The organism is Rouxiella sp. WC2420 (genome assembly GCF_041200025.1).
In the GTDB taxonomy this organism is placed as follows: domain Bacteria; phylum Pseudomonadota; class Gammaproteobacteria; order Enterobacterales; family Enterobacteriaceae; genus Rouxiella.
This window is the reverse complement of record NZ_CP165628.1, coordinates 3,611,067-3,629,283: the sequence shown is the minus strand read 5'-3', so window position 1 is coordinate 3,629,283 and position 18,217 is coordinate 3,611,067. Positions and strand designations below refer to the sequence as shown.

Below are 18,217 nucleotides of genomic sequence, written 5' to 3'. Positions count from 1 at the left end.
TAAAACGGGCAGTTTGCGTGATGCAGACTGCCCGTTTTTTTATGCGCAAAAGATTTCAGAGAAGGCTTTTTACTCCCTTAACTCACTTGGCCGGAGCCTGATCTTCTACCGCTGCCAGCTTCTCAACTGTGGTGTGGAAGGTGTCCTCATTCAGCTTGGGTAAGCCATCGAAAACCACCTTGTTGCGGTAAAGATCGCGATCTGCTTCAACAATATGCGGTTGAGTATTCAGACTGCCAGTCGCAACACAGATGTTGTTAACATCTTTCAATTTCGGATCCCAGATATTGCCCATCTTGCTACAGCTATCTACCCAGACAAACTTCTCGTTCGGGTCGAGTTTCGAAAGCTGTTGTTCTAAAGGAGCTGAAAGATAGACGTCAAACATCGGGTCGACCCTGCCATCGGTAACCCGCAGGATTAGAGGATATTTGAACGACACGCCGGAGAAGTTCAGCATTTTGCTGTCGGTGTGCAGTACATAATCGGTGATCGTTTTCGGAAAATCCCACATCTTGATAATTGCCGGTTTCCAGCGCAAAACGTGACGACGGATATCGCGATAGTTATTGGCGAGCGACTCGCTGGTCAGGCTGCTGCGCCCCAGTCCGATATAGTTGTCGCCGCCCATCACATCCAGCACGGTCGCACCGTTATCCAGCGTGGTTCTCTTCTGACTGATGACCTGATTATTGGAGCCTGTACCGCGCAGCACGAAGAACAGATCTCTACGATTTTGTTTGGTCAGAATCGAATACGCGGTGTTGTTCATTGCCAGATGGTCAGAAGACACCACAATCACTGTATTTTTGAAATACGGCGAGGCCTTGATTTTATTGATAAGTTTTGCAACCTGTTCCTGACTACAGGCAACGGCGCTTAACGACTGATTGCGCTTGTTGTCATAGGAATAGCTTTTTCTGTTGCAGGTCGCATCAATATAACCGTCGGGATGATGAGTATCGACGGTCAGCGCGAACAGTGAGAAAGGTTTACCGGCTTTAGACAACTCGATAAAACGATTGTAAACGAAGTCCAGCATCGTATCGTCATACCAGCCCCATTCATTTTTATAATTTGCATCTTTGACTAACGGCTTAAGCTCGTTATAGCCATAGAGATGGTCGATGCCGTGGGTCGACAGCAATAGTTCTTTGCCGGCAAATGCCAGGTTCGCGCCCTGATAAAAATAGTTGGTATAACCAGAAGCTTTCAGGATATCGCCAAGACAAACGCTGCGCGGATAAAAGGTCGACAACGAGCTTGACGCGTTGCTGTCAAAAGGGGCAAAAAGCGGGATGCCGCACAGGGCCGAAACCATGCCGGATACGGTGTTTTCTGCCCCGGGTATCTGAATGGTATTACTGAAGTCTAGCGACTCTTTCTTTATTGCGCCCAGTTCAGGAGTCAGGTCCGGAAATAAGTCATTATCGAAATAAGTACGCTCGAGGCTTTCACCAAAGATATACACCAGATTAGGCTTGCTGCCGTTGATAGTCTTGACCGCGTCTTTATAGTTTTCGGAAAAATCAGACTTATCATCGCCATACTGAGAAGTAGTCAGACTGACCAACTGGGCCGTAGCGGGCGAAGTACCAATCGCCAGCAGCGCAAAAAGCAGCGCTCCATAATTGTAAGTGATCCTGCGGTCGGTGTTTTTATTGCGTAAAATTAACCAGGTCAACAAGCCAAAGATCAGGAAAATAAATACGATCAGGCCTATTGCCGGGAGAACATATTTGCCAACTCCGGCGCCGGTCAGACTATTGGTAATGGTAAACAACACCTCGTCATTTACGCCCTCACCGGTGAAGTAATTACTTGCAGTCCAGATAGCGCTCAGGAGCAGAAACAGCGCCGAAAGTAACAAATTCACGGAGATCCAAAAGGAATTTCGTTTCGCCTTGAAGATACTGAGGGTAACTGAGGCGATAAAAAACAAAACGGAAATGAGTTCAAGTGCCATGCACTTTCCTTGAGTGGGAATTAACCGATGGTGTAATAACCCTTTGATAAAAAACATCTAATTAAAACGGAGATGACTCTTATTCAATAGGACCCTTACGGTTCATCTTAATATAATTTTAATAAACAATTCTTATACAGAATGATCGCGCCGCATTTTATAGCATTTTCTTATCTAAGGTGAAGCCTTATGACAGTATTGGTTTTACGTTTGCTTAACGCAGGCAGAGGCTTTGGCTGTGGTAAACTTAACACTAGAAACGGTAAGAAAAAGGGGATTCTGGTGTGAACAAGGGTGTAATCGCAAGGGCAGTTGTGCTTGGGGTTGCCGTGGCTACTTTATCCGGCTGTGGCAGCATTATAAGTCGTACAGTACCGGGGCAAGGGCATAATAATCAATACTATCCGGGCGTGCAGTGGGATTTACGCGACGGGCCGTGGCGATATGTCACCGTCATCGATGTTCCGCTTTCGATGATAGTAGATACCTTTATGCTACCTATTGATGCCCGCCACGGGCCGTACGAGTAAAATCAGGCCAACCGCGCCTGACTGGCAAAATTAATCAACGTCACGTCCTGGATAGTCGTCTTCATCGTCCCATTCTTCAGCCGCGGCGGCACCTTCTTCCGTATCCAGTGGCGGCTCTAGCTGATATTCGCCTTCGTCCCATTCATACAACGTATTCTCGTCCTGCCATTCCTCCAGCAATTCTTGCTTATCAAAATCGTCATCAAAAACTGCCTGTGCAGCTTCGCCGCTCAAGAAGCTTAAATCCTGAGTCTCTTCGCCTTCCTCGGCACCGAACTCGGCTTCCCACATGGTGTCGCCGTCTTGCATAATATATTTCTGCAAGTTGAGCTGGCTGACTGACGGTGATTCGTCGTCTGAAGTTTCGGCATTTTTCTCCAGAAACTCTTCTCGTGCTGCATCTATAGCCTCTTCCAGCGTGGCATACAGTGACATATTTCCTCCTTTTACACAGGTTGCAGTGTTTTTAGGAAAGGATAGTTGAAGATTTACGGCTCACAGACAATTAGGAATAAAAAAAATTAATTTGCGATTCGGTAGGAGATTTATTGAGCTAAAAGACCGCGTTAGTTCAACTTGAGTAATGAAGGGCGGGGCACTGTTAAATGATGAGGACTATCACTAATGGCTATGTTTAATCCCCCCCATCCAGGGGAAATTATCTCAGGCATTCTTGAAGATTTAGGTGTCGGGATCCGAGAACTAGCGCGTGCGCTTGATATAGCCCCTTCAACGGCACAGCGTTTAGTCAGTGGCCAAGCGGCCGTTTCACCAGAGATGGCAATAAAACTGGCGGCAGTATTAGGAAGCACTCCTGAAATGTGGATGCGGCTACAAGCGAGCTATAGTTTGGAAGTTGCTGCAAAAGCTGTTGATACCTCTCGACTGACCCAGCTTTATAAGCCTACTTCTTTTACGCCTCATTGGATTTAAGGGACAATGTATGCGCTACAAGATGGGGAAACGGACGAGGGCTATTTTCGGGAATTTCACTTTATAAACGGGATTGCAGGCAATGAGTAATAATCGCTTTCTGCACCGGCAATAACCACTGCTTTTGCTGATAACCGGCAAAATTTGCATAGAGCAGAGGATCAAAATCCAATTCTTGTCCGATGGTGAAAGGGGGCGTGGGCAGGAGTTTGGGCCGACCGAGCTTTTGCAGCAATGCTTCTGTGAGTGAGAGCGGTGTTGCACAATTTGGAGGCCAACCGTCAGTTATCACAACATCCGCGTTAAAATCGAGTGTTGAAGTAAATTTTACCCCTTGTGATCCATCGTGAAATTGCCGATCGCAGAAATGGGTCAGCTGTAAACCCAAGACTAAAGCCAGCTGGTGCCATGAGCGGAAGACATTAGTCGTTGGCCCCCAAAGGCAAATACGCAGCTGGTTTATCGCCCCTATCGACTTATTAATCCAGAATGCATCGGTTAACACCTCGCACGGATGTCCCTGACTGGACATAGCATTAATCACCGGTTTAGCAGAGTGCTTTGCAAACTGCGAGAGCCTCTGGTGATTTGCTTCTCGAATCACATAAAGACTGTAAAAGGGGTCAAGATAACCGGCTAGATCCTCCACGCGTTCAGCTGTTTTCAAAAGATTCGGCAGCTCGATAAAAGGGATTTCAAGCTCCTGGAATGCCTGAATAAAGGTCGTGCGCGTTCGTATGCCATTTCCTTCGAACGACCAGGCTGCTTTGCAATTTAGGGATTTCAATGGGGCTTCCGCCAACCGCCAAATCTCATAAACGTTTTCAACGCTGAGTTCACTTAACGCTATTAGATTCATCACATTATCTCGGATATTGACCCATCTTGAAGTTCAGGCTTTTTTTAACCGTTGGCCATTCGCTGTCAATAATCGAGAAAATTACCGTATCGCGATAGGCACCGTCGGGATCCTTTTGCATATTGCGCAATACGCCGTCCTGCTTGGCGCCGAGGCGCGCAATGGCGGCTCTGGAAGTGTGATTGTGCCAGTGGGTTCTGAATTCCACCGCAATGGCGGCAAGTTGTTCAAACGCATGCTGTAACAGCAGATATTTACACTCGGTATTGACTGCGGTTTTTTGCACACTTTTCGCATACCAGGTAAAGCCTATCTCAACGCGGTGATGCTGATTATCTGCGCGGCAAAAACGCGTGGTACCCACTATCTGCCGAGTTGCGTTAAGCATTACCGCAAATGGCAGAGAAGCTCCGGCCTGCTGCTCTTTTAACGCTGTTGCGATGTAACTCTCAACGCTGCTTTTAGTCGGCACAGAGGTGTACCACAATTTCCATAACTCCCCGTCGGCGCACACCTTACCGAGTTCCTCGGCGTGTTCGCTGCGCAGGGGGATTAACGTGACCGTTTTGCCAGGTAGTGTGATTTCTTGCAGCCAGTTTTCAGAAGTCATAATCCTTTATTTTTCCTTTAATTAGAGCATTCCTATACCCTATAACTCCAAAACGGTTTTGCCAATAGGTTTTAGGAAAATCGATGGTTAGTTTGCAAGCGTTTTTGTCAATGGAGATTCAGCTTTGCAAAGAGGGTGCGGCGATAGGGTAAAGGTTTAGCAAACGGGGTTTATTCATTGAAAATAGTGGCTCAAAGTAAGCCTGAATTCATTTGATAAGGCCGTTGCCATGAAAATTTCTACCCGCAGTATCTTGTTACCGCTTTGTGGTATTGCCGCGTTAATCAGCGTGGGAAGCCATGCGGCAGAGTCTACGGAAAAAGCTCCACAGAATGCGCCTGTCAGTCACCCTCAGGATGAGCCGCCGTTTCACGGTGAAGGCCCGCATTTTCCACCCATGGGGATGATGATGCCGCCTCCGCCAATGCACGGTTTCTGCCACGGCGGCGAACTGTTCTGTGCATCGGTTGCCAGTGATAATCCCACCGATACGCTGCAAAAGTTGAACGGTGTGATCCCTGCTCCAACTGCCGGTAAACACTATGAAGTGCGCGTATCTGTGATGGAAGTCCCGGACTTCCCGCACCATGAGCATGGTCCAAGAGGCCCGCAGCCGGAAGGCAACAAATAGCGTTTTGACTCATTCAGCGTCATTCGGGGCAGGGCAGAGGTCTTACTCTACCGTTGCCTGGCTCGGACGGCGCTGTAAACTCCAATAGGAGTAGCAGGCATTAAACAAGACGACACAGGCGGTGACGCAAAATACTGCTCTAAACCCATAACCTGCCGAAACTGATGCGCCTAGCAAGGGGCCGGTTACGTTTCCGACATCGCGGAAAGACTGGTTATAGCTAAATACTCGCCCGGCGACCTGATTAGTACAGTTATAAATCAGCAAAGTTTGTACTGCTGGCAGTAATGCGCCATCGCACGCCCCCAACAAGAATCTGAGAATCCCCAACTGTAGCGGATTTTGCACGAACGCCATCGGGATAAGCAGCAGCACCGACACTCCAAGCATTGCTACCAAAATTCTCTCAGGTCCAATCCTGTCGCCCAACTTGCCTAATTTCGGCGCGCTTATCAGTGCCGCCACCCCCGGTACAGAGGCGATCATTCCGCTGATAAATGCCAGACTTTGGGTATTTCCGGCCAGTTCACGGACGTAGAGGGTCAGGATTGGCGCGATCGAGCCGGTGGCAACCTGAATGATTAAGGTGGTGATAAACAGGCACAGCACTAATTTGGGATCTTTAAGCGAGGCGAAAACCTGCTTGCGGTTAAGAATATCTTTCTTGTTAACCGGAACAAATTGCTCGCGGATGAGATACAGCGTCATCAGGAAGCAAATAAACAAAACCGTCGCGGTAATAAAGAATACCGGTCGCAGGCCGTAACTATCGGCCAGAATTCCGCCAACTAATGGACCAATCAGCGCACCGCTTACCGCGCCGGTGGATAAAGTCCCTAACGCCCAGCCACTTTTATTGCGCGGTATTTGAGTGGCTATCAGGGCATTGGCATTAGGCACGAATCCGCCGAGCAAACCCAGCAGTGCACGCAGGATAAGAAACTGCCAGATATTTTGCGCCATTCCCATCAGCGCCATGACGATGGCCATTCCCAGGGCCGAGCGCAACAGCATGATTTTGCGCCCTTTGCGATCGGCCAGGCCGCCCCAGAACGGCGAGGCAACGGCAGAAAACAGGAAAGTAATGCTGAACACTAGCCCTGACCACATGTTCAGGGATTCATGACCTGTGACGCCGAGCGTTTCAATATAGAGCGGCAGGAAGGGCATGATAAGACTGAAGGCTGCACCGGTGAGAAAACAGCCGATCCAGGCAACAAAGAGATTGCGCTTCCAATTAATGGGTTCTGGTGCTTGGTCCGATGCGGGTGCCGAGGTCATAAAATACCAATGAGTGAGGTCCATTTACTCTGTGAAGAGGGCAAAACAGAGCACAACAATAGTGAGTTAGCTCGATAATTATGCGCCGAATTATTACCCACTTCAATCGTGTTACTAACTTATTACGAAAAATTAAATAAGATTATCAAGATGAGAATAGCGAGGATATCAGATAAAAATCACAACAAAATCAGGTTTAAAGCCGGGTAACCCAGACCTGGGTTACCCGTGAAATCTGCAACTTAACGCAGTGCAGGATTACTCATCACCGAGTAACGACCGCTGCCGAGCAACATAATCACTAGGCCACCAAAGAAATACAGAGCCTCGCCTTCAAGCCCCCAGGCCCCCACTTCGGTGAGGGTGAAAAATTTACCCCCGACAACCAGCAGGACAGCAACAACCAGATTGAAAGACATTACCAGAGCCGCAGGGCGAGTAAAGATACCCAGAATAATAAGGATTGGGGCAATAACCTCACCAATGTATGCGCCGTAGGCAATAAAGCCCGGCAGGCCGTGAGAGCCTAGCATCTGGACAATCCAACCCACACCATTTTCCATTTTGGCGACACCGTGGAACAGGATCAGGATGCCGAAAGTCAGGCGTAACAGTAGCTTGCCAAAGTCAGGATGATCGGTAATCCGAGTAAAACAGGTGTTCAATTTTGCCAGCATAGTGTTGTCCTTTAAAAGTGTGAAAGCAGCCAATCGACGTTTTAAGCTTTAATCATGAAAAAATCAGAGATTAATCACGTCAGGAAATTATGACTTAGTATTGGCTGCATTTCGTTCAGAGGAAATCAGATAACTTTGATGAAGTCTGTCAAAAAAACTGTTTTAGCAAACCAGAAGGGTTGAAATACAAAACCCTCTGGCAGTAGGTTTGTCATTGCCAGAGGGGCAGAATGGAAAAAAGGATTAATACAGTGAAGACTCGCCTTCAGGACGGGTTTTAAAGCGACGATGCAGCCACATATATTGTTCTGGGGCGAGCTTAATTTCGTCCTCAACCACTTTATTCATATAAGTTGCCGCCACAACTTCATCATCGAGCGGGAAGTTTTCTACCGCCGGATGGAGCAGCAGTTCATAACCTTTACCGCCAGGTAAACGGCGCGGTGTAAAAGGAATAATTGCCGGTTTGCCCATTCTTGCAAGCAGATAGGTACCGGTAGTAGTCGCGGCTTTATCAACCGCAAAGAAAGGCACGAACACGCTGGCCCGTGGGCCATAATCGTGATCCGGCGCGTACCAGATGATATCGCCCTGCTTCAGGCTGCGGATCATACCTTTAAGATCTTTGCGATCGAGCATCGCCTTATTTGACCGCATACGGCCTTTGGTTTGCATCCAGTCCATTAGCTTATTGTCATGTGGACGATAAACGCCGATGCCTGGATTGTGGATGCCGAAAATGCGTGCGCCGAGTTCAAGCGTCAGAAAGTGAACACCAATCAACAGCACTCCCTGCTGGTTATCACGAGCCTGCTGAATGTGCTCCAGACCGCTGACCTTAAACCAGCGTTCGATACGCCAATCAGGCCAGAACCACGCCATTCCCGTTTCAAACAGTCCCATGCCGACGGATTCAAAGTTTTTTACTATTAACTGATCGCGCTGATTTTGCGGCATATCCGGGAAACATAGCTCAAGATTACGCTGCGCGATGGTAGAGCGGCGCTTAAGAAAACGCATGGAAAAACGACCGATACCGCATCCCAGACGATAAATAACTGGATAGGGCAAAAGCACCAATAAATACAACAGTCCCAGACCCATCCAGGTAGGCCAGTATCTTGGATGCAATAATGAACGGTTAAAGGTAGGTACTTGAGTCATAAAATCTCTGCGTCATAGTGTTGAAGTAGGAAAATATAAGCTCCGTCCAGACTGTATTCGCGACCGGATCCCATGAGGTAACGCGCCGTGAAGCCAAACAATCTGCTAGCAGCTCGCCGAGGTAAACACCTGCTTAATGTGATATCACATTGTTACAGCCGGTAAATTTGTCTCAGCAAAGGGGTTTATTTTGACATTTTTTTTAATCAAGTTGAAAAACCAAGGCATTAAAACATAATTTACAATGGGTTAGACTCTGAATCCACGCGAAAACGAATGAAATTTATCCTTTGTTTATCATTTTTGAACCGCACGGTTTTTGCATTACCGCTGCAAGGGATTGCAGGAGCCGCCTGGGGCTTGCGACTTGAATATTGTTAAAGAACCCGATTTTGTCAATTTCTAGGGTACATTCTTTGATTATTTAAAATGAAGGTCGTCGCTGATTCGTGGCTTGGCCTGATAAGCCATAAAAAAAGGACATCTGACTACAGACGTCCTTTGGTTGCGCATAGTTAATGAATTAATGATTACTTGGCGTTAAATAAGCCTTTAACGGCATGAGGTTCACTGCGCCAATACTGTTTCGGAGCACTGACTTTGGCACCGAGTTTGGCGGCAGCGTGCCATGGCCAGCGTGGGTCATAAAGAATACCGCGCGCCAACGCAACCATATCTGCCTGGCCGGTGCCAATAATGGCTTCCGCCTGCTCCGCTTCAGTGATCAGGCCTACCGCAATGACTGGCATATCCACGGCTTGTTTAATGCTTTGTGCAAAAGGTACCTGGTAATTTGGGCCAACCGGGATCTTCTGCTGAGTTGAAAGACCTCCGCTTGAAACGTGAACATAATTACAACCCAGTTTTTCAAGAACTTTAGAAAGCTCTACGGATTGCCCGATGTCCCAGCCGCCTTCAACCCAATCACTGGCAGAAATACGCACGCCAATCGGTTTGTTGTTGGAGAAGACTTGACGAACCTCCTGATAAATTTCCAGCAGCAGGCGAATACGGTTTTCAAATGAGCCACCGTACTGGTCAGTGCGCTGGTTGGAAAGAGGTGAAAGGAACTGATGCAGCAGATAGCCGTGCGCGCCGTGAAGTTCAATCAGATCAAAGCCCAGCTTGTCAGCGCGTTTGGCGCTTTCAACAAAGGCTTTTTTGAATTCATTTATTCGTTCAATAGACATGGCCTGCGGGGCCGCATCGGTGTCGGCAAAACCAATGGCTGAAGGAGCAACAGTTTGCCAGCCGCCCAGTTTTGCACTGATCTGTGTTCCACCTTCCCATGGTGCGTAGCAAGAAGCTTTACGCCCGGCATGACCTAACTGTATACCCAGTGGAATATCACTGTTTTCTCGCAAAGAAGTGACAAGATCCGCCATTGCCTCTTCGGTTTCGTCATTCCACAGGCCTAAATCCTGGGGAGAAATACGACCTACGGCTTCAACGGCGGTGGCTTCCAGGATCAACAGTCCAGCTCCCGAGAATGAAAGTTGACCAAGGTGGGCATGATGCCAAGAGGTTGCCTTACCTTGTTGTGCTGAATACTGGCACATTGGGGCTATGATGATACGGTTCTCTAAGGTCAGTGAACCCAGTTTGATACTTTCAAATAGCTTGCTCATAGTGAACCTCGAATGAGTTTGGGTTTATGAAGTATGCACACAATTTGCGTTAACCGAAGCTTTAATCCTGGTGGCTTTTTCAGGTATGATAGCGCCGCTTAAATTTTTACTCTGCTTAGAATAGCCTCAACGAAAGACAGGAAAGTACACCATGCCAGTGTTACATAACCGAATTTCTAACGAGGAACTGAAAGCGCGCATGTTGGCCGAGACCGAGCCGCGTACTACAGTTTCTTTTTACAAATACTTCCATCTTGATGATCCTAAAGCATTTCGTGACCAACTCTACCTCGAATTGGTTAAGTTAAATGTTTTTGGCCGCATTTATGTGGCCAAAGAAGGCATCAACGCACAAATCAGCGTGCCGCAAAGCCAATTTGAGGCCTTTAAGCAGCTGTTGTTTACTTGTCATCCCGCTTTTGAAAATATTCGTTTGAATATTGCACTGGAAGATGATGGCAAGTCGTTCTGGGTTTTACGTTTCAAAACTCGTGAGCGCATCGTTGCCGACGGCATAGATGATGAGACTTTTGACCCTTCCAACGTAGGTGAATACCTCAAGGCGGAACAGGTCAATGCGATGATTGACGATCCGGACGCTCTGTTTGTCGATATGCGTAACCACTATGAGTACGAAGTGGGGCACTTTGACCAGGCGATTGAAGTTCCTTCCGACACCTTCCGCGATCAGCTGCCTATGGCCGTTGATATGCTTAAGGAAAATAAAGACAAGAAAATTGTTATGTATTGCACTGGCGGCATCCGCTGCGAGAAAGCAAGTGCTTACATGCTGCATAACGGTTTTAAAAATGTTTATCATGTCGAAGGTGGGATCATCGAATACGCACGTCGTGCCAAAGAGCAAGGCTTGCCGGTTAAATTCAAAGGTAAAAACTTTGTCTTTGACGAACGTATGGGCGAGCGTATTTCAGACGACGTCATTTCCAACTGTCATCAATGCGGCGCTGAATGTGATAATCACACTAACTGCCTGAACGACGGCTGTCATTTGCTGTTTATCCAATGTCCGGCCTGCGCTGCAAAGTTTGAAGGATGCTGTAGTGAAATTTGCCAAACCGAGCTGAAGCTGCCTCCTGAGCAGCAGCGCGCACTTCGTGCCGGCCGTGAGAATGGCAATAAAATCTTCAATAAATCCAAAGGATTATTGCAGACCACTATGCATATTCCCGCCCCTAAAGATGCCACTTCTCAAGATTGATTAGCGGTCTCTCGGGTCAAGCCTGCAGATATTTTCCCGCAGGCTTGGCCCTTTGTATCTATTTATTAGCTATTGGAAATCTGAACTTCCAGGGTCTGTGCCGTAGCCTCAATTTTTTTGAGCGCTACTTTAAACAAATGAAACTGTTCACTATCCAGTTCGGAAAATATTTTCTCTATAGCCTCGTGTTTTGGCTGTTGAACCGCCTCAAGTGCTGATATCCCCTGGTTTGTAAGCTCAAGAAGCTGCGCTCGCCTATCGGTTGGATGTCGCTTCCTTACCAACAATTCGTCTCTTTCCAGCGCATCAATAGCATCGGTGATCGTGCGGGGTGACTGTTGTAATTGCTGGGCGAGTTCACCTGGCCGACAAGTTCCTTCATTACTGATAATCGAGAGTAATTTCCCTCGGGCAAGAGACAGGCCCTGTGCTGACATCGCCGAATCAACTTGCTTGCGCATCAGACGAATGACGGACAGCATCAGCTCAACGATTTCCAGAGAATCTGTAGCATTTAATTTATTGCTCATAATTTGCAGAGGCTCATTGTTATGTGGCTGAGTGGGTCGAAATAATTGTCTTAGGATAGGCCAATATTGTGGTGTATTTACCTCTCATTTATTTCAGGGAGATGTCACTTATCATCAGTGTAAATTTTATCTTAGCCCCGGTTTTGCTGACTATGCTTTAGTGAAGCGTATCAAAATTTTGACAATTTCTTTAACCCTGAAATTATATAATTACATTATAAATCAAGTTTTTGTGATTTTTTTATTTACTGGATTGATGCAGGTTTACAGCAGCTATGGATGCCAATAAATACCGCAAACTTGATCAATATCTCTTTTTTGTATAGGTTAAAGATATGTAAATTTGTGTGTTTCAAATAAAAAACGGTCCGGATTTAAATGCCGTTTTAAACACAAAAAAAAGTGAATAATAAACGCAGCTGCATAGCCTTCGCATCATGTTTATTCGTCATGAATGAATAGACCAAATGACCAGGGAAGCGAATGCTATGGTGCTGCACTGAAAGTCATAGTGGCAACATCTGAGGTTATTTTATGCATGATTCAACAGAATCTCACACTTCACACATCAGATTTTGGCGTAAGCGTAATAAGCCAGAGCTGACTCTAGACGACATCACCATTGTAGACCGAAAAATGCTCAATCGCGCCGTTGGTGCTGCGGCATTGGGCAATGCTATGGAATGGTTCGATTTTGGTGTCTACAGCTTCCTTGCCGTCACCATCGGCCACGTATTCTTTCCCAGCGGTAGCGCCTCGGCGCAGCTGATTGCGACATTCGCGACTTTCGCTGCTGCTTTCTTGGTGCGACCATTGGGCGGCATGGTCTTCGGACCTCTTGGCGACCGTATTGGCCGTCAAAAAGTGTTGGCATTCACTATGATTATGATGGCCACCGGGACTTTTTGTATTGGTTTGATCCCAAGTTACGAGCGTATTGGTCTTGCTGCGCCGATCTTGCTGCTGGTGGCCCGTCTGGTGCAGGGCTTCTCAACTGGAGGGGAATACGGTGGAGCGGCGACATTTATCGCTGAATACTCAACCGATAAACGCCGTGGATTTATGGGCAGCTGGCTGGAGTTCGGCACCTTGGGCGGCTATCTGTTGGGCGCTGGCTTAGTCACCGGTTTGACAGCTTACATGTCCTCCGAGCAGCTGCTGGCCTGGGGTTGGCGTATTCCTTTCTTTATTGCTGCGCCGCTGGGCCTGTTCGGTTTATATATTCGTTTAAAGCTTGAGGAAACCCCTGCTTTCCAGAAACATATGGAAAAACAGGATGAGATTGAGCACAACAAACCACAGCAAACCTTGCTGGAAATGTTGCGTAAGTATTGGCGTCCAATGTTGCAGTGTATTGGGCTGGTACTGTTGTTTAACGTCTCCAATTATATGCTGACGTCATATATGCCTAGTTATTTGACTAGCGTTTTGGGCCTGAGTGAACTTAGTGGACTAATGCTTATCATGGTGGTGATGTTTATCATGATGCCGATGACACTGCTGTTAGGTTACTGGAACGATCGTCTGGGGCGGAAACCGGTCCTGCTGGCCGGAGCCGGTGGACTTATTCTGTTTTCAATCCCGGCTATGATGCTGATTGGCCACGGTGGAATGACAGGAGTATTCTGCGGCCTGATGCTGCTGGGCGTGTTGCACACTTTCTTTAGCGGAACCATGCCAGCCGCGTTACCTGCATTGTTCACTACGAATACTCGCTATAGCGCATTAGCCATTGGTTTTAATATTTCAGTATCTCTGTTTGGCGGGACTACACCGCTGGTCACTTCATGGCTGGTATCGACCACCGGCAACGTGATGGTGCCAGCTTATTATCTGATGGGGGCTGCGGTCATCGGTGCTGTTACTGTTTTCTCTCTGAAAGAGAGCGCTCGCAGGCCACTCATGGGTTCAGCTCCGGCCGTTGAAAACAAAGAAGAGGCTAAAAAGTTGTTGAAGAGAATTCATTTACGTCGTAAAAAACGTGATGAAGAAAAAGCCGATTTGGTAAATAACACTCCAGCTCGTTAATCTATGCTGCTTTAAAGAGTTTTAATAAAAAGGCTTCGAAAGGTAGCCTTTTTAAAATAATGTTTAATACTATCGAGTCAGTGAGAAAATATCGGCTTTTGTTTGACGACTCATTGGCTTTTGTGCCAGTGGGTTAATTGGCCAATAAAAATATTTGATCAAATTATAAATAAAACAAAACTCGAGTCGATTTCTGACTTTAATTTTTTGAGTAATATGTCGTTTATGCACATAAACCGTTCTATCACTAATATTGAGCTTTTTAGCAATACGATAATTTGGCACTTCAGCCATCCAGTCATTCATAACCAAAATCTCTTGATCACTGTAGATTGAGTAAGGTTGGGTGCAAATTTTTAATGGTGCCCGAGTTGAGGCTAAATCATTCAAACGGTGTAATATTGAGTTAACCATCTGTTTTTTAAGTATTAAAAAATTTTCGGCGATAGTAATTGGTTCATCACTTTCTGGATAGTTGGCATCCAGATAACAGTAAATTCTGCTGGTGGTTCTTAACTTTAAAAAATTATTAATATTACAGCTGGTTTGAGTGCTGTGGCAGTGGCTAGTCATATTTGCCAGAATAATATCAGGTTTTAAATTCGTCGCTTCAACTAACGCTTTTTCCAATGAGTCAACGTCTACTACTTCAATTTGACGATTTTTAGTTAACACCGAAAGCATACCTAGACGCATGTATCCACACGGCTCTACGATAAGTATTTTCATCATTGACGTCCTTGTTGTATTTGCCAAAAGAAAAAGACGATCACTCCTGTGATCCCGAAAATTCAGAATAGGGCGAAATAATAGGCAATGTCAAATAACTGTTTAAAAAAAATTGCGAAATATAGATGGGGGTTATTTTTGTCATAATAATTATTCGCCGAATGGATTAATCGGCGAATAATTCAATCATTGATGTAGTGTTATTTGAAACGAGAAAGCGAAAACGGCGTCATGTCAGTTTTAGGCGGGAGATCCTGCGCGAATAAGGACACAGTTTCGCCTAATGCGCTGGCGAATTTAAATCCATGGCCACTTAAACCCGAAATAACCAGCGTGTTGCTGTGACCAGGTACTCGATCGACAATGAAATCTTCATCTTCTGTCACGTCATAGGTACACGATGCACCGTGCAGGCATACGCCAACTCCCGGCAAAAATTGACGCAGGACACTGAAAACTTCTCGGCCGTCCTCCGCTACGCTACCAAACGGTGTGCGTTGCTCTGGAGAATCAATAGGTTGTCCGCCATTGTGTTTGCCAAGCTTCAGGCTGTCTTTTACCGCCGGAAAGCCATAAAACTGATCGCCCGCGGTGGTTTCAACGGTAAATGCCGGGAAGTGATTCTCTTCGCTGTAGCGGCCATCTGCCTGATGCCAGGCAAACACCTTGCGCATTGGTGTCATTGGCAAAGACGGCAGGAATTTTTTCACCCAGGTGCCTGCGGTCAAGGCTAGCTTGGGGGCGCGATACTCACCCTCTTTGGTGACGACGACTGCCGTGTCACCTTCATAGCGAATAGCATCTACCGGGCAATTAAATAGCTGTGCACAGCCTGCTTCTCTGGCGAGTCGGATATAGCCAGAAATCGCTTTTTCGCAATACAGGTAACCTGAATCCGGCTCAAATACGCCGCAGTAATCGTCAGTTACATTGAGCTGAGGCCATTTATGTCGAATTTGATCGGCATTAAGAGATTGAGTATTGAGATTGAATTCCACTGCGCTGGATTTAACGTTGGCAATAAACTCTGATCCTTGCGGACCAATATTGATGACACCGCAAGAGCGGAAGATTTCTTCGCCAGTCAGGAAACCTAGTTCGTTCCACAGTGCCTGCGCGCGTAAAACCATAGGCACGTAGCGCGCACCTTCACCGTAAGCGTGACGGATAATTCGCGTCTCACCGTGGTGACTGCCTTCCTTGTGCGGCGGCATTGCGCTGTCAATCATCAATACTTTCAGTCCGGCACGGGTGGCATAAAAGCCTGCTGCAGCACCCACAGAACCACTACCAACCACAATTAAGTCATAATCCATCAGACAAAGGTTCCTCAACAAAAAATAAAAGGGGACAGGTCATGATAGTGATTTATTGGGGCGAATGGCAAGGCAGAAGGAGGCATTAAAAAAGGCACCCGGAGAGTGCTCGCGGGTGCCTTAGGCTAAAGGTTTCTGATTAATGTTTTCTTTGATCAAGATACTCATACTCGTGTGATTCGATCTTTTCTATGCCAGCTTCAAGGATATTGATCAGTTGCCTGGCAACGTCGGTAGTTAACCATAAGGTTCTATCTACCTGAGCATCCTCTGGCGGTTGGTCTTTAGAAGACAGGTAATGAAGACGTATCATCATGGCGTCGTAAGAATCTACGGTACTGATATCCCAACCTACAAGCGGGTGTGTCTGAATAACTTCGTCATTTCTGTCCATATAGACCCCTTAATTTGTAGTGACTAGCGTGAGTGACTAACGAGGATCAATGCGGCTCATTATCTGGTGAGCAGATTAAGTATAAGCATTTCTCATAAATTTGGCATAGAAATCCCTTATTTAGTTGTAAATAAATTTTTGAGTACAATTTATAGGCGTTGTTTGGCACATTCGATAAATAAAAAAGCCGGACAGCGACGCCCGGCAAAGTTACTTTTGGCTTATTCAGCCTGGTTATTATCAATTTATAGGGTGATTAATATTCGCTTTCATTAGAAAACCAGTCATCGGCGCTTTCCCAGGTTTCCTGCAATATTTCTTCGATCAGATCTTTATCAGTTTTCAAGCCGCCCATCACTGTAAGATTATTGGCACCGGCATAGCGGACGTGCACGCTATTATCGGTGTCAGAGAATTTTTTATTGATACGCTTACTCAGCTCGCCTGACAGTGCTTCCAGTGCGCCTGCCGGCAATGGTTTGGTCCTGTCAATGCAGACTTCAATACGCATGATTGCCACTCCGTATAATTAATGCTGTGAATATATACAGTTAATTTAAGAAGAGCAAGAGGGAGAGTTAAAAAACGGGAAGGGCGCTGCCTTCCCGTGATATTACGTGCCCATTAACAGGCGGTGACTTTCCAGTTCAGTGTTTGGCCGGCCAGGAAAGGCACGATGGAATCATTACCCAAAGGAATAGTTTCAGGCTGAGTCACTGGCGTGCGGGTCAACTCAACGGTTCCTTCATTCAGCGGCAACCCGTAGAAGTTCGGGCCGTTCTCAGAGCAGAATGCTTCAAAATGCTGTAACGCATTCATCTCTTCAAACACAGTGGCATAAGCAGATAGCGCCAGAGGAGCGTTGAAACAGCCTGCGCAGCCGCAGCTGGACTCTTTCAGATGTTTAGCGTGTGGTGCAGAATCAGTGCCCAGGAAGAAACGTTTATTACCGCTGGCAATCACTTCACGCAGCGCTTGCTGGTGTACGTTACGTTTGAGGATTGGCAGGCAGAACAGGTGCGGACGCACGCCCCCGACCAGCATATGATTGCGGTTGAACATCAGGTGCTGTGGAGTAATCGTCGCGCCCAAATATTCGTTACCGCTTTGCACATACTGCGCCGCTTCCTGAGTTGTGATGTGCTCGAAAACAATTTTCAGCTGCGGGAACTGGCGACGGATAGGGTCCATCACTTCATCAATGAAACGCGCTTCACGGTCAAAAATATCAACATCGGCGTGGGTCACTTCTCCATGAATAAGCAACGGCATGCCAATTTTCTGCATGCGCTCCAACACCGGATAAATGCCTTTAATGTTTGTCACACCGTGGCTGGAATTCGTGGTCGCATTGGCCGGATACAGTTTAGCCGCGGTAAATACCCCCTGCTCGAAGCCGCGAGACAGCTCATCGGGATCCAGTGAGTCGGTCAGATAGCAAGTCAGCAGCGGGGTAAACTTGTGTCCCGCCGGAATGGCCGCTTCGATACGAGTGCGATAGGCAATCGCAGCTTCAACCGTGGTAATTGGCGGTGTCAGGTTTGGCATCACAATAGCGCGACCAAAAACTTCACTGGTAAACGGCAATACTGTATTTAACACAGCATCGTCGCGAAGGTGGATATGCCAGTCGTCTGGGCGGCGTATTTTCAAAACTTGCGGTATTGCGGTCATGTTACAAAACTCCGGCATTGAGAGACAGGACGTTAGAATCAGGTGCAG

General features: G+C 46.9%; 19 protein-coding genes. 5 read left to right on the top strand and 14 right to left on the bottom strand.

Annotation, left to right across the window (positions count from 1 at the left end; all coding sequences use genetic code 11):
* Positions 1 to 82: 82 nt before the first annotated feature.
* Positions 83 to 1,966, bottom strand: coding sequence for a phosphatidylglycerol--membrane-oligosaccharide glycerophosphotransferase (opgB, locus tag AB3G37_RS16865; protein WP_369788556.1), 1,884 nt, complete (start codon positions 1,964 to 1,966; stop codon positions 83 to 85).
* Positions 1,967 to 2,250: 284 nt separating this feature from the next.
* Here opgB and AB3G37_RS16860 point away from each other — a divergent pair, with 284 nt between their 5' ends.
* Complete coding sequence (locus tag AB3G37_RS16860) at positions 2,251 to 2,496, top strand: YceK/YidQ family lipoprotein (RefSeq protein ID WP_369788555.1); 246 nt, start codon at positions 2,251 to 2,253, stop codon at positions 2,494 to 2,496.
* A 30-nt stretch (positions 2,497 to 2,526) separates the two neighbouring features.
* On the opposite strand, the gene AB3G37_RS16855 is transcribed toward AB3G37_RS16860, so the two are convergent.
* Positions 2,527 to 2,931: a MysB family protein gene (locus AB3G37_RS16855; RefSeq protein WP_009637797.1), complete on the bottom strand. Its 405-nt coding sequence runs from the start codon at positions 2,929 to 2,931 to the stop codon at positions 2,527 to 2,529.
* A gap of 189 nt (positions 2,932 to 3,120) precedes the next feature.
* On the opposite strand from AB3G37_RS16855, the gene AB3G37_RS16850 reads away from it, so the two are divergent.
* Positions 3,121 to 3,429 carry a HigA family addiction module antitoxin gene (locus AB3G37_RS16850; RefSeq protein ID WP_009637798.1) on the top strand — a complete coding sequence of 103 codons (309 nt, stop codon included), beginning with the start codon at positions 3,121 to 3,123 and terminating at the stop codon, positions 3,427 to 3,429.
* Between the two features lie 61 nt (positions 3,430 to 3,490).
* Here AB3G37_RS16850 and AB3G37_RS16845 read toward each other — a convergent pair whose 3' ends face one another.
* Positions 3,491 to 4,288 (bottom strand): ornithine carbamoyltransferase, encoded by a 798-nt coding sequence (locus AB3G37_RS16845; RefSeq protein ID WP_369788554.1) that lies wholly within the window; start codon positions 4,286 to 4,288, stop codon positions 3,491 to 3,493.
* 4 nt (positions 4,289 to 4,292) lie between these two features.
* Complete coding sequence (locus AB3G37_RS16840) at positions 4,293 to 4,898, bottom strand: GNAT family N-acetyltransferase (protein ID WP_369788553.1); 606 nt, start codon at positions 4,896 to 4,898, stop codon at positions 4,293 to 4,295.
* A 229-nt stretch (positions 4,899 to 5,127) separates the two neighbouring features.
* On the opposite strand from AB3G37_RS16840, the gene AB3G37_RS16835 reads away from it, so the two are divergent.
* Positions 5,128 to 5,529 carry a hypothetical protein gene (locus AB3G37_RS16835; RefSeq protein ID WP_009637801.1) on the top strand — a complete coding sequence of 134 codons (402 nt, stop codon included), beginning with the start codon at positions 5,128 to 5,130 and terminating at the stop codon, positions 5,527 to 5,529.
* Positions 5,530 to 5,571: 42 nt separating this feature from the next.
* Here the strand turns inward: AB3G37_RS16835 and mdtG are convergent, their stop codons facing one another.
* From mdtG to AB3G37_RS16815, 4 genes are all read right to left on the bottom strand, one after another.
* Positions 5,572 to 6,810: a multidrug efflux MFS transporter MdtG gene (gene mdtG, locus AB3G37_RS16830; protein WP_369790982.1), complete on the bottom strand. Its 1,239-nt coding sequence runs from the start codon at positions 6,808 to 6,810 to the stop codon at positions 5,572 to 5,574.
* A gap of 242 nt (positions 6,811 to 7,052) precedes the next feature.
* Entirely contained in the window at positions 7,053 to 7,487 is a 435-nt protein-coding gene (locus AB3G37_RS16825) for a DoxX family protein (RefSeq protein WP_009637803.1), read from the bottom strand.
* A gap of 243 nt (positions 7,488 to 7,730) precedes the next feature.
* Entirely contained in the window at positions 7,731 to 8,651 is a 921-nt protein-coding gene (locus AB3G37_RS16820) for a Kdo(2)-lipid IV(A) acyltransferase (RefSeq protein WP_009637804.1), read from the bottom strand.
* Between the two features lie 530 nt (positions 8,652 to 9,181).
* The gene (locus AB3G37_RS16815; protein WP_369788552.1) at positions 9,182 to 10,279 is read right to left on the bottom strand and encodes an NADH:flavin oxidoreductase/NADH oxidase; all 1,098 of its coding nucleotides are present in this window, start codon (positions 10,277 to 10,279) and stop codon (positions 9,182 to 9,184) included.
* A gap of 151 nt (positions 10,280 to 10,430) precedes the next feature.
* On the opposite strand from AB3G37_RS16815, the gene AB3G37_RS16810 reads away from it, so the two are divergent.
* Positions 10,431 to 11,498, top strand: coding sequence for a rhodanese-related sulfurtransferase (locus AB3G37_RS16810; RefSeq protein ID WP_369788551.1), 1,068 nt, complete (start codon positions 10,431 to 10,433; stop codon positions 11,496 to 11,498).
* Positions 11,499 to 11,563: 65 nt separating this feature from the next.
* On the opposite strand, the gene AB3G37_RS16805 is transcribed toward AB3G37_RS16810, so the two are convergent.
* The gene (locus AB3G37_RS16805; protein ID WP_009637807.1) at positions 11,564 to 12,028 is read right to left on the bottom strand and encodes a MarR family winged helix-turn-helix transcriptional regulator; all 465 of its coding nucleotides are present in this window, start codon (positions 12,026 to 12,028) and stop codon (positions 11,564 to 11,566) included.
* Positions 12,029 to 12,562: 534 nt separating this feature from the next.
* On the opposite strand from AB3G37_RS16805, the gene proP reads away from it, so the two are divergent.
* Positions 12,563 to 14,056 (top strand): glycine betaine/L-proline transporter ProP, encoded by a 1,494-nt coding sequence (proP, locus tag AB3G37_RS16800; RefSeq protein ID WP_369788550.1) that lies wholly within the window; start codon positions 12,563 to 12,565, stop codon positions 14,054 to 14,056.
* A 69-nt stretch (positions 14,057 to 14,125) separates the two neighbouring features.
* Here the strand turns inward: proP and AB3G37_RS16795 are convergent, their stop codons facing one another.
* The 5 genes from AB3G37_RS16795 to pyrC all read right to left on the bottom strand — a co-directional run bounded on the left by AB3G37_RS16795 (position 14,126) and on the right by pyrC (position 18,169).
* The gene (locus AB3G37_RS16795) at positions 14,126 to 14,788 is read right to left on the bottom strand and encodes a response regulator transcription factor (RefSeq protein WP_237713087.1); all 663 of its coding nucleotides are present in this window, start codon (positions 14,786 to 14,788) and stop codon (positions 14,126 to 14,128) included.
* A gap of 197 nt (positions 14,789 to 14,985) precedes the next feature.
* Positions 14,986 to 16,101: an N-methyl-L-tryptophan oxidase gene (gene solA / locus AB3G37_RS16790; RefSeq protein WP_369788549.1), complete on the bottom strand. Its 1,116-nt coding sequence runs from the start codon at positions 16,099 to 16,101 to the stop codon at positions 14,986 to 14,988.
* 139 nt (positions 16,102 to 16,240) lie between these two features.
* Positions 16,241 to 16,495: a biofilm formation regulator BssS gene (gene bssS / locus AB3G37_RS16785; RefSeq protein ID WP_009637811.1), complete on the bottom strand. Its 255-nt coding sequence runs from the start codon at positions 16,493 to 16,495 to the stop codon at positions 16,241 to 16,243.
* Positions 16,496 to 16,751: 256 nt separating this feature from the next.
* A complete protein-coding gene (gene dinI / locus AB3G37_RS16780) occupies positions 16,752 to 17,006 on the bottom strand; it encodes a DNA damage-inducible protein I (protein ID WP_009637812.1) in 255 nt (84 codons plus the stop codon).
* A 113-nt stretch (positions 17,007 to 17,119) separates the two neighbouring features.
* Positions 17,120 to 18,169 carry a dihydroorotase gene (gene pyrC, locus AB3G37_RS16775; RefSeq protein ID WP_369788548.1) on the bottom strand — a complete coding sequence of 350 codons (1,050 nt, stop codon included), beginning with the start codon at positions 18,167 to 18,169 and terminating at the stop codon, positions 17,120 to 17,122.
* Between the last annotated feature and the right edge of the window lie 48 nt (positions 18,170 to 18,217).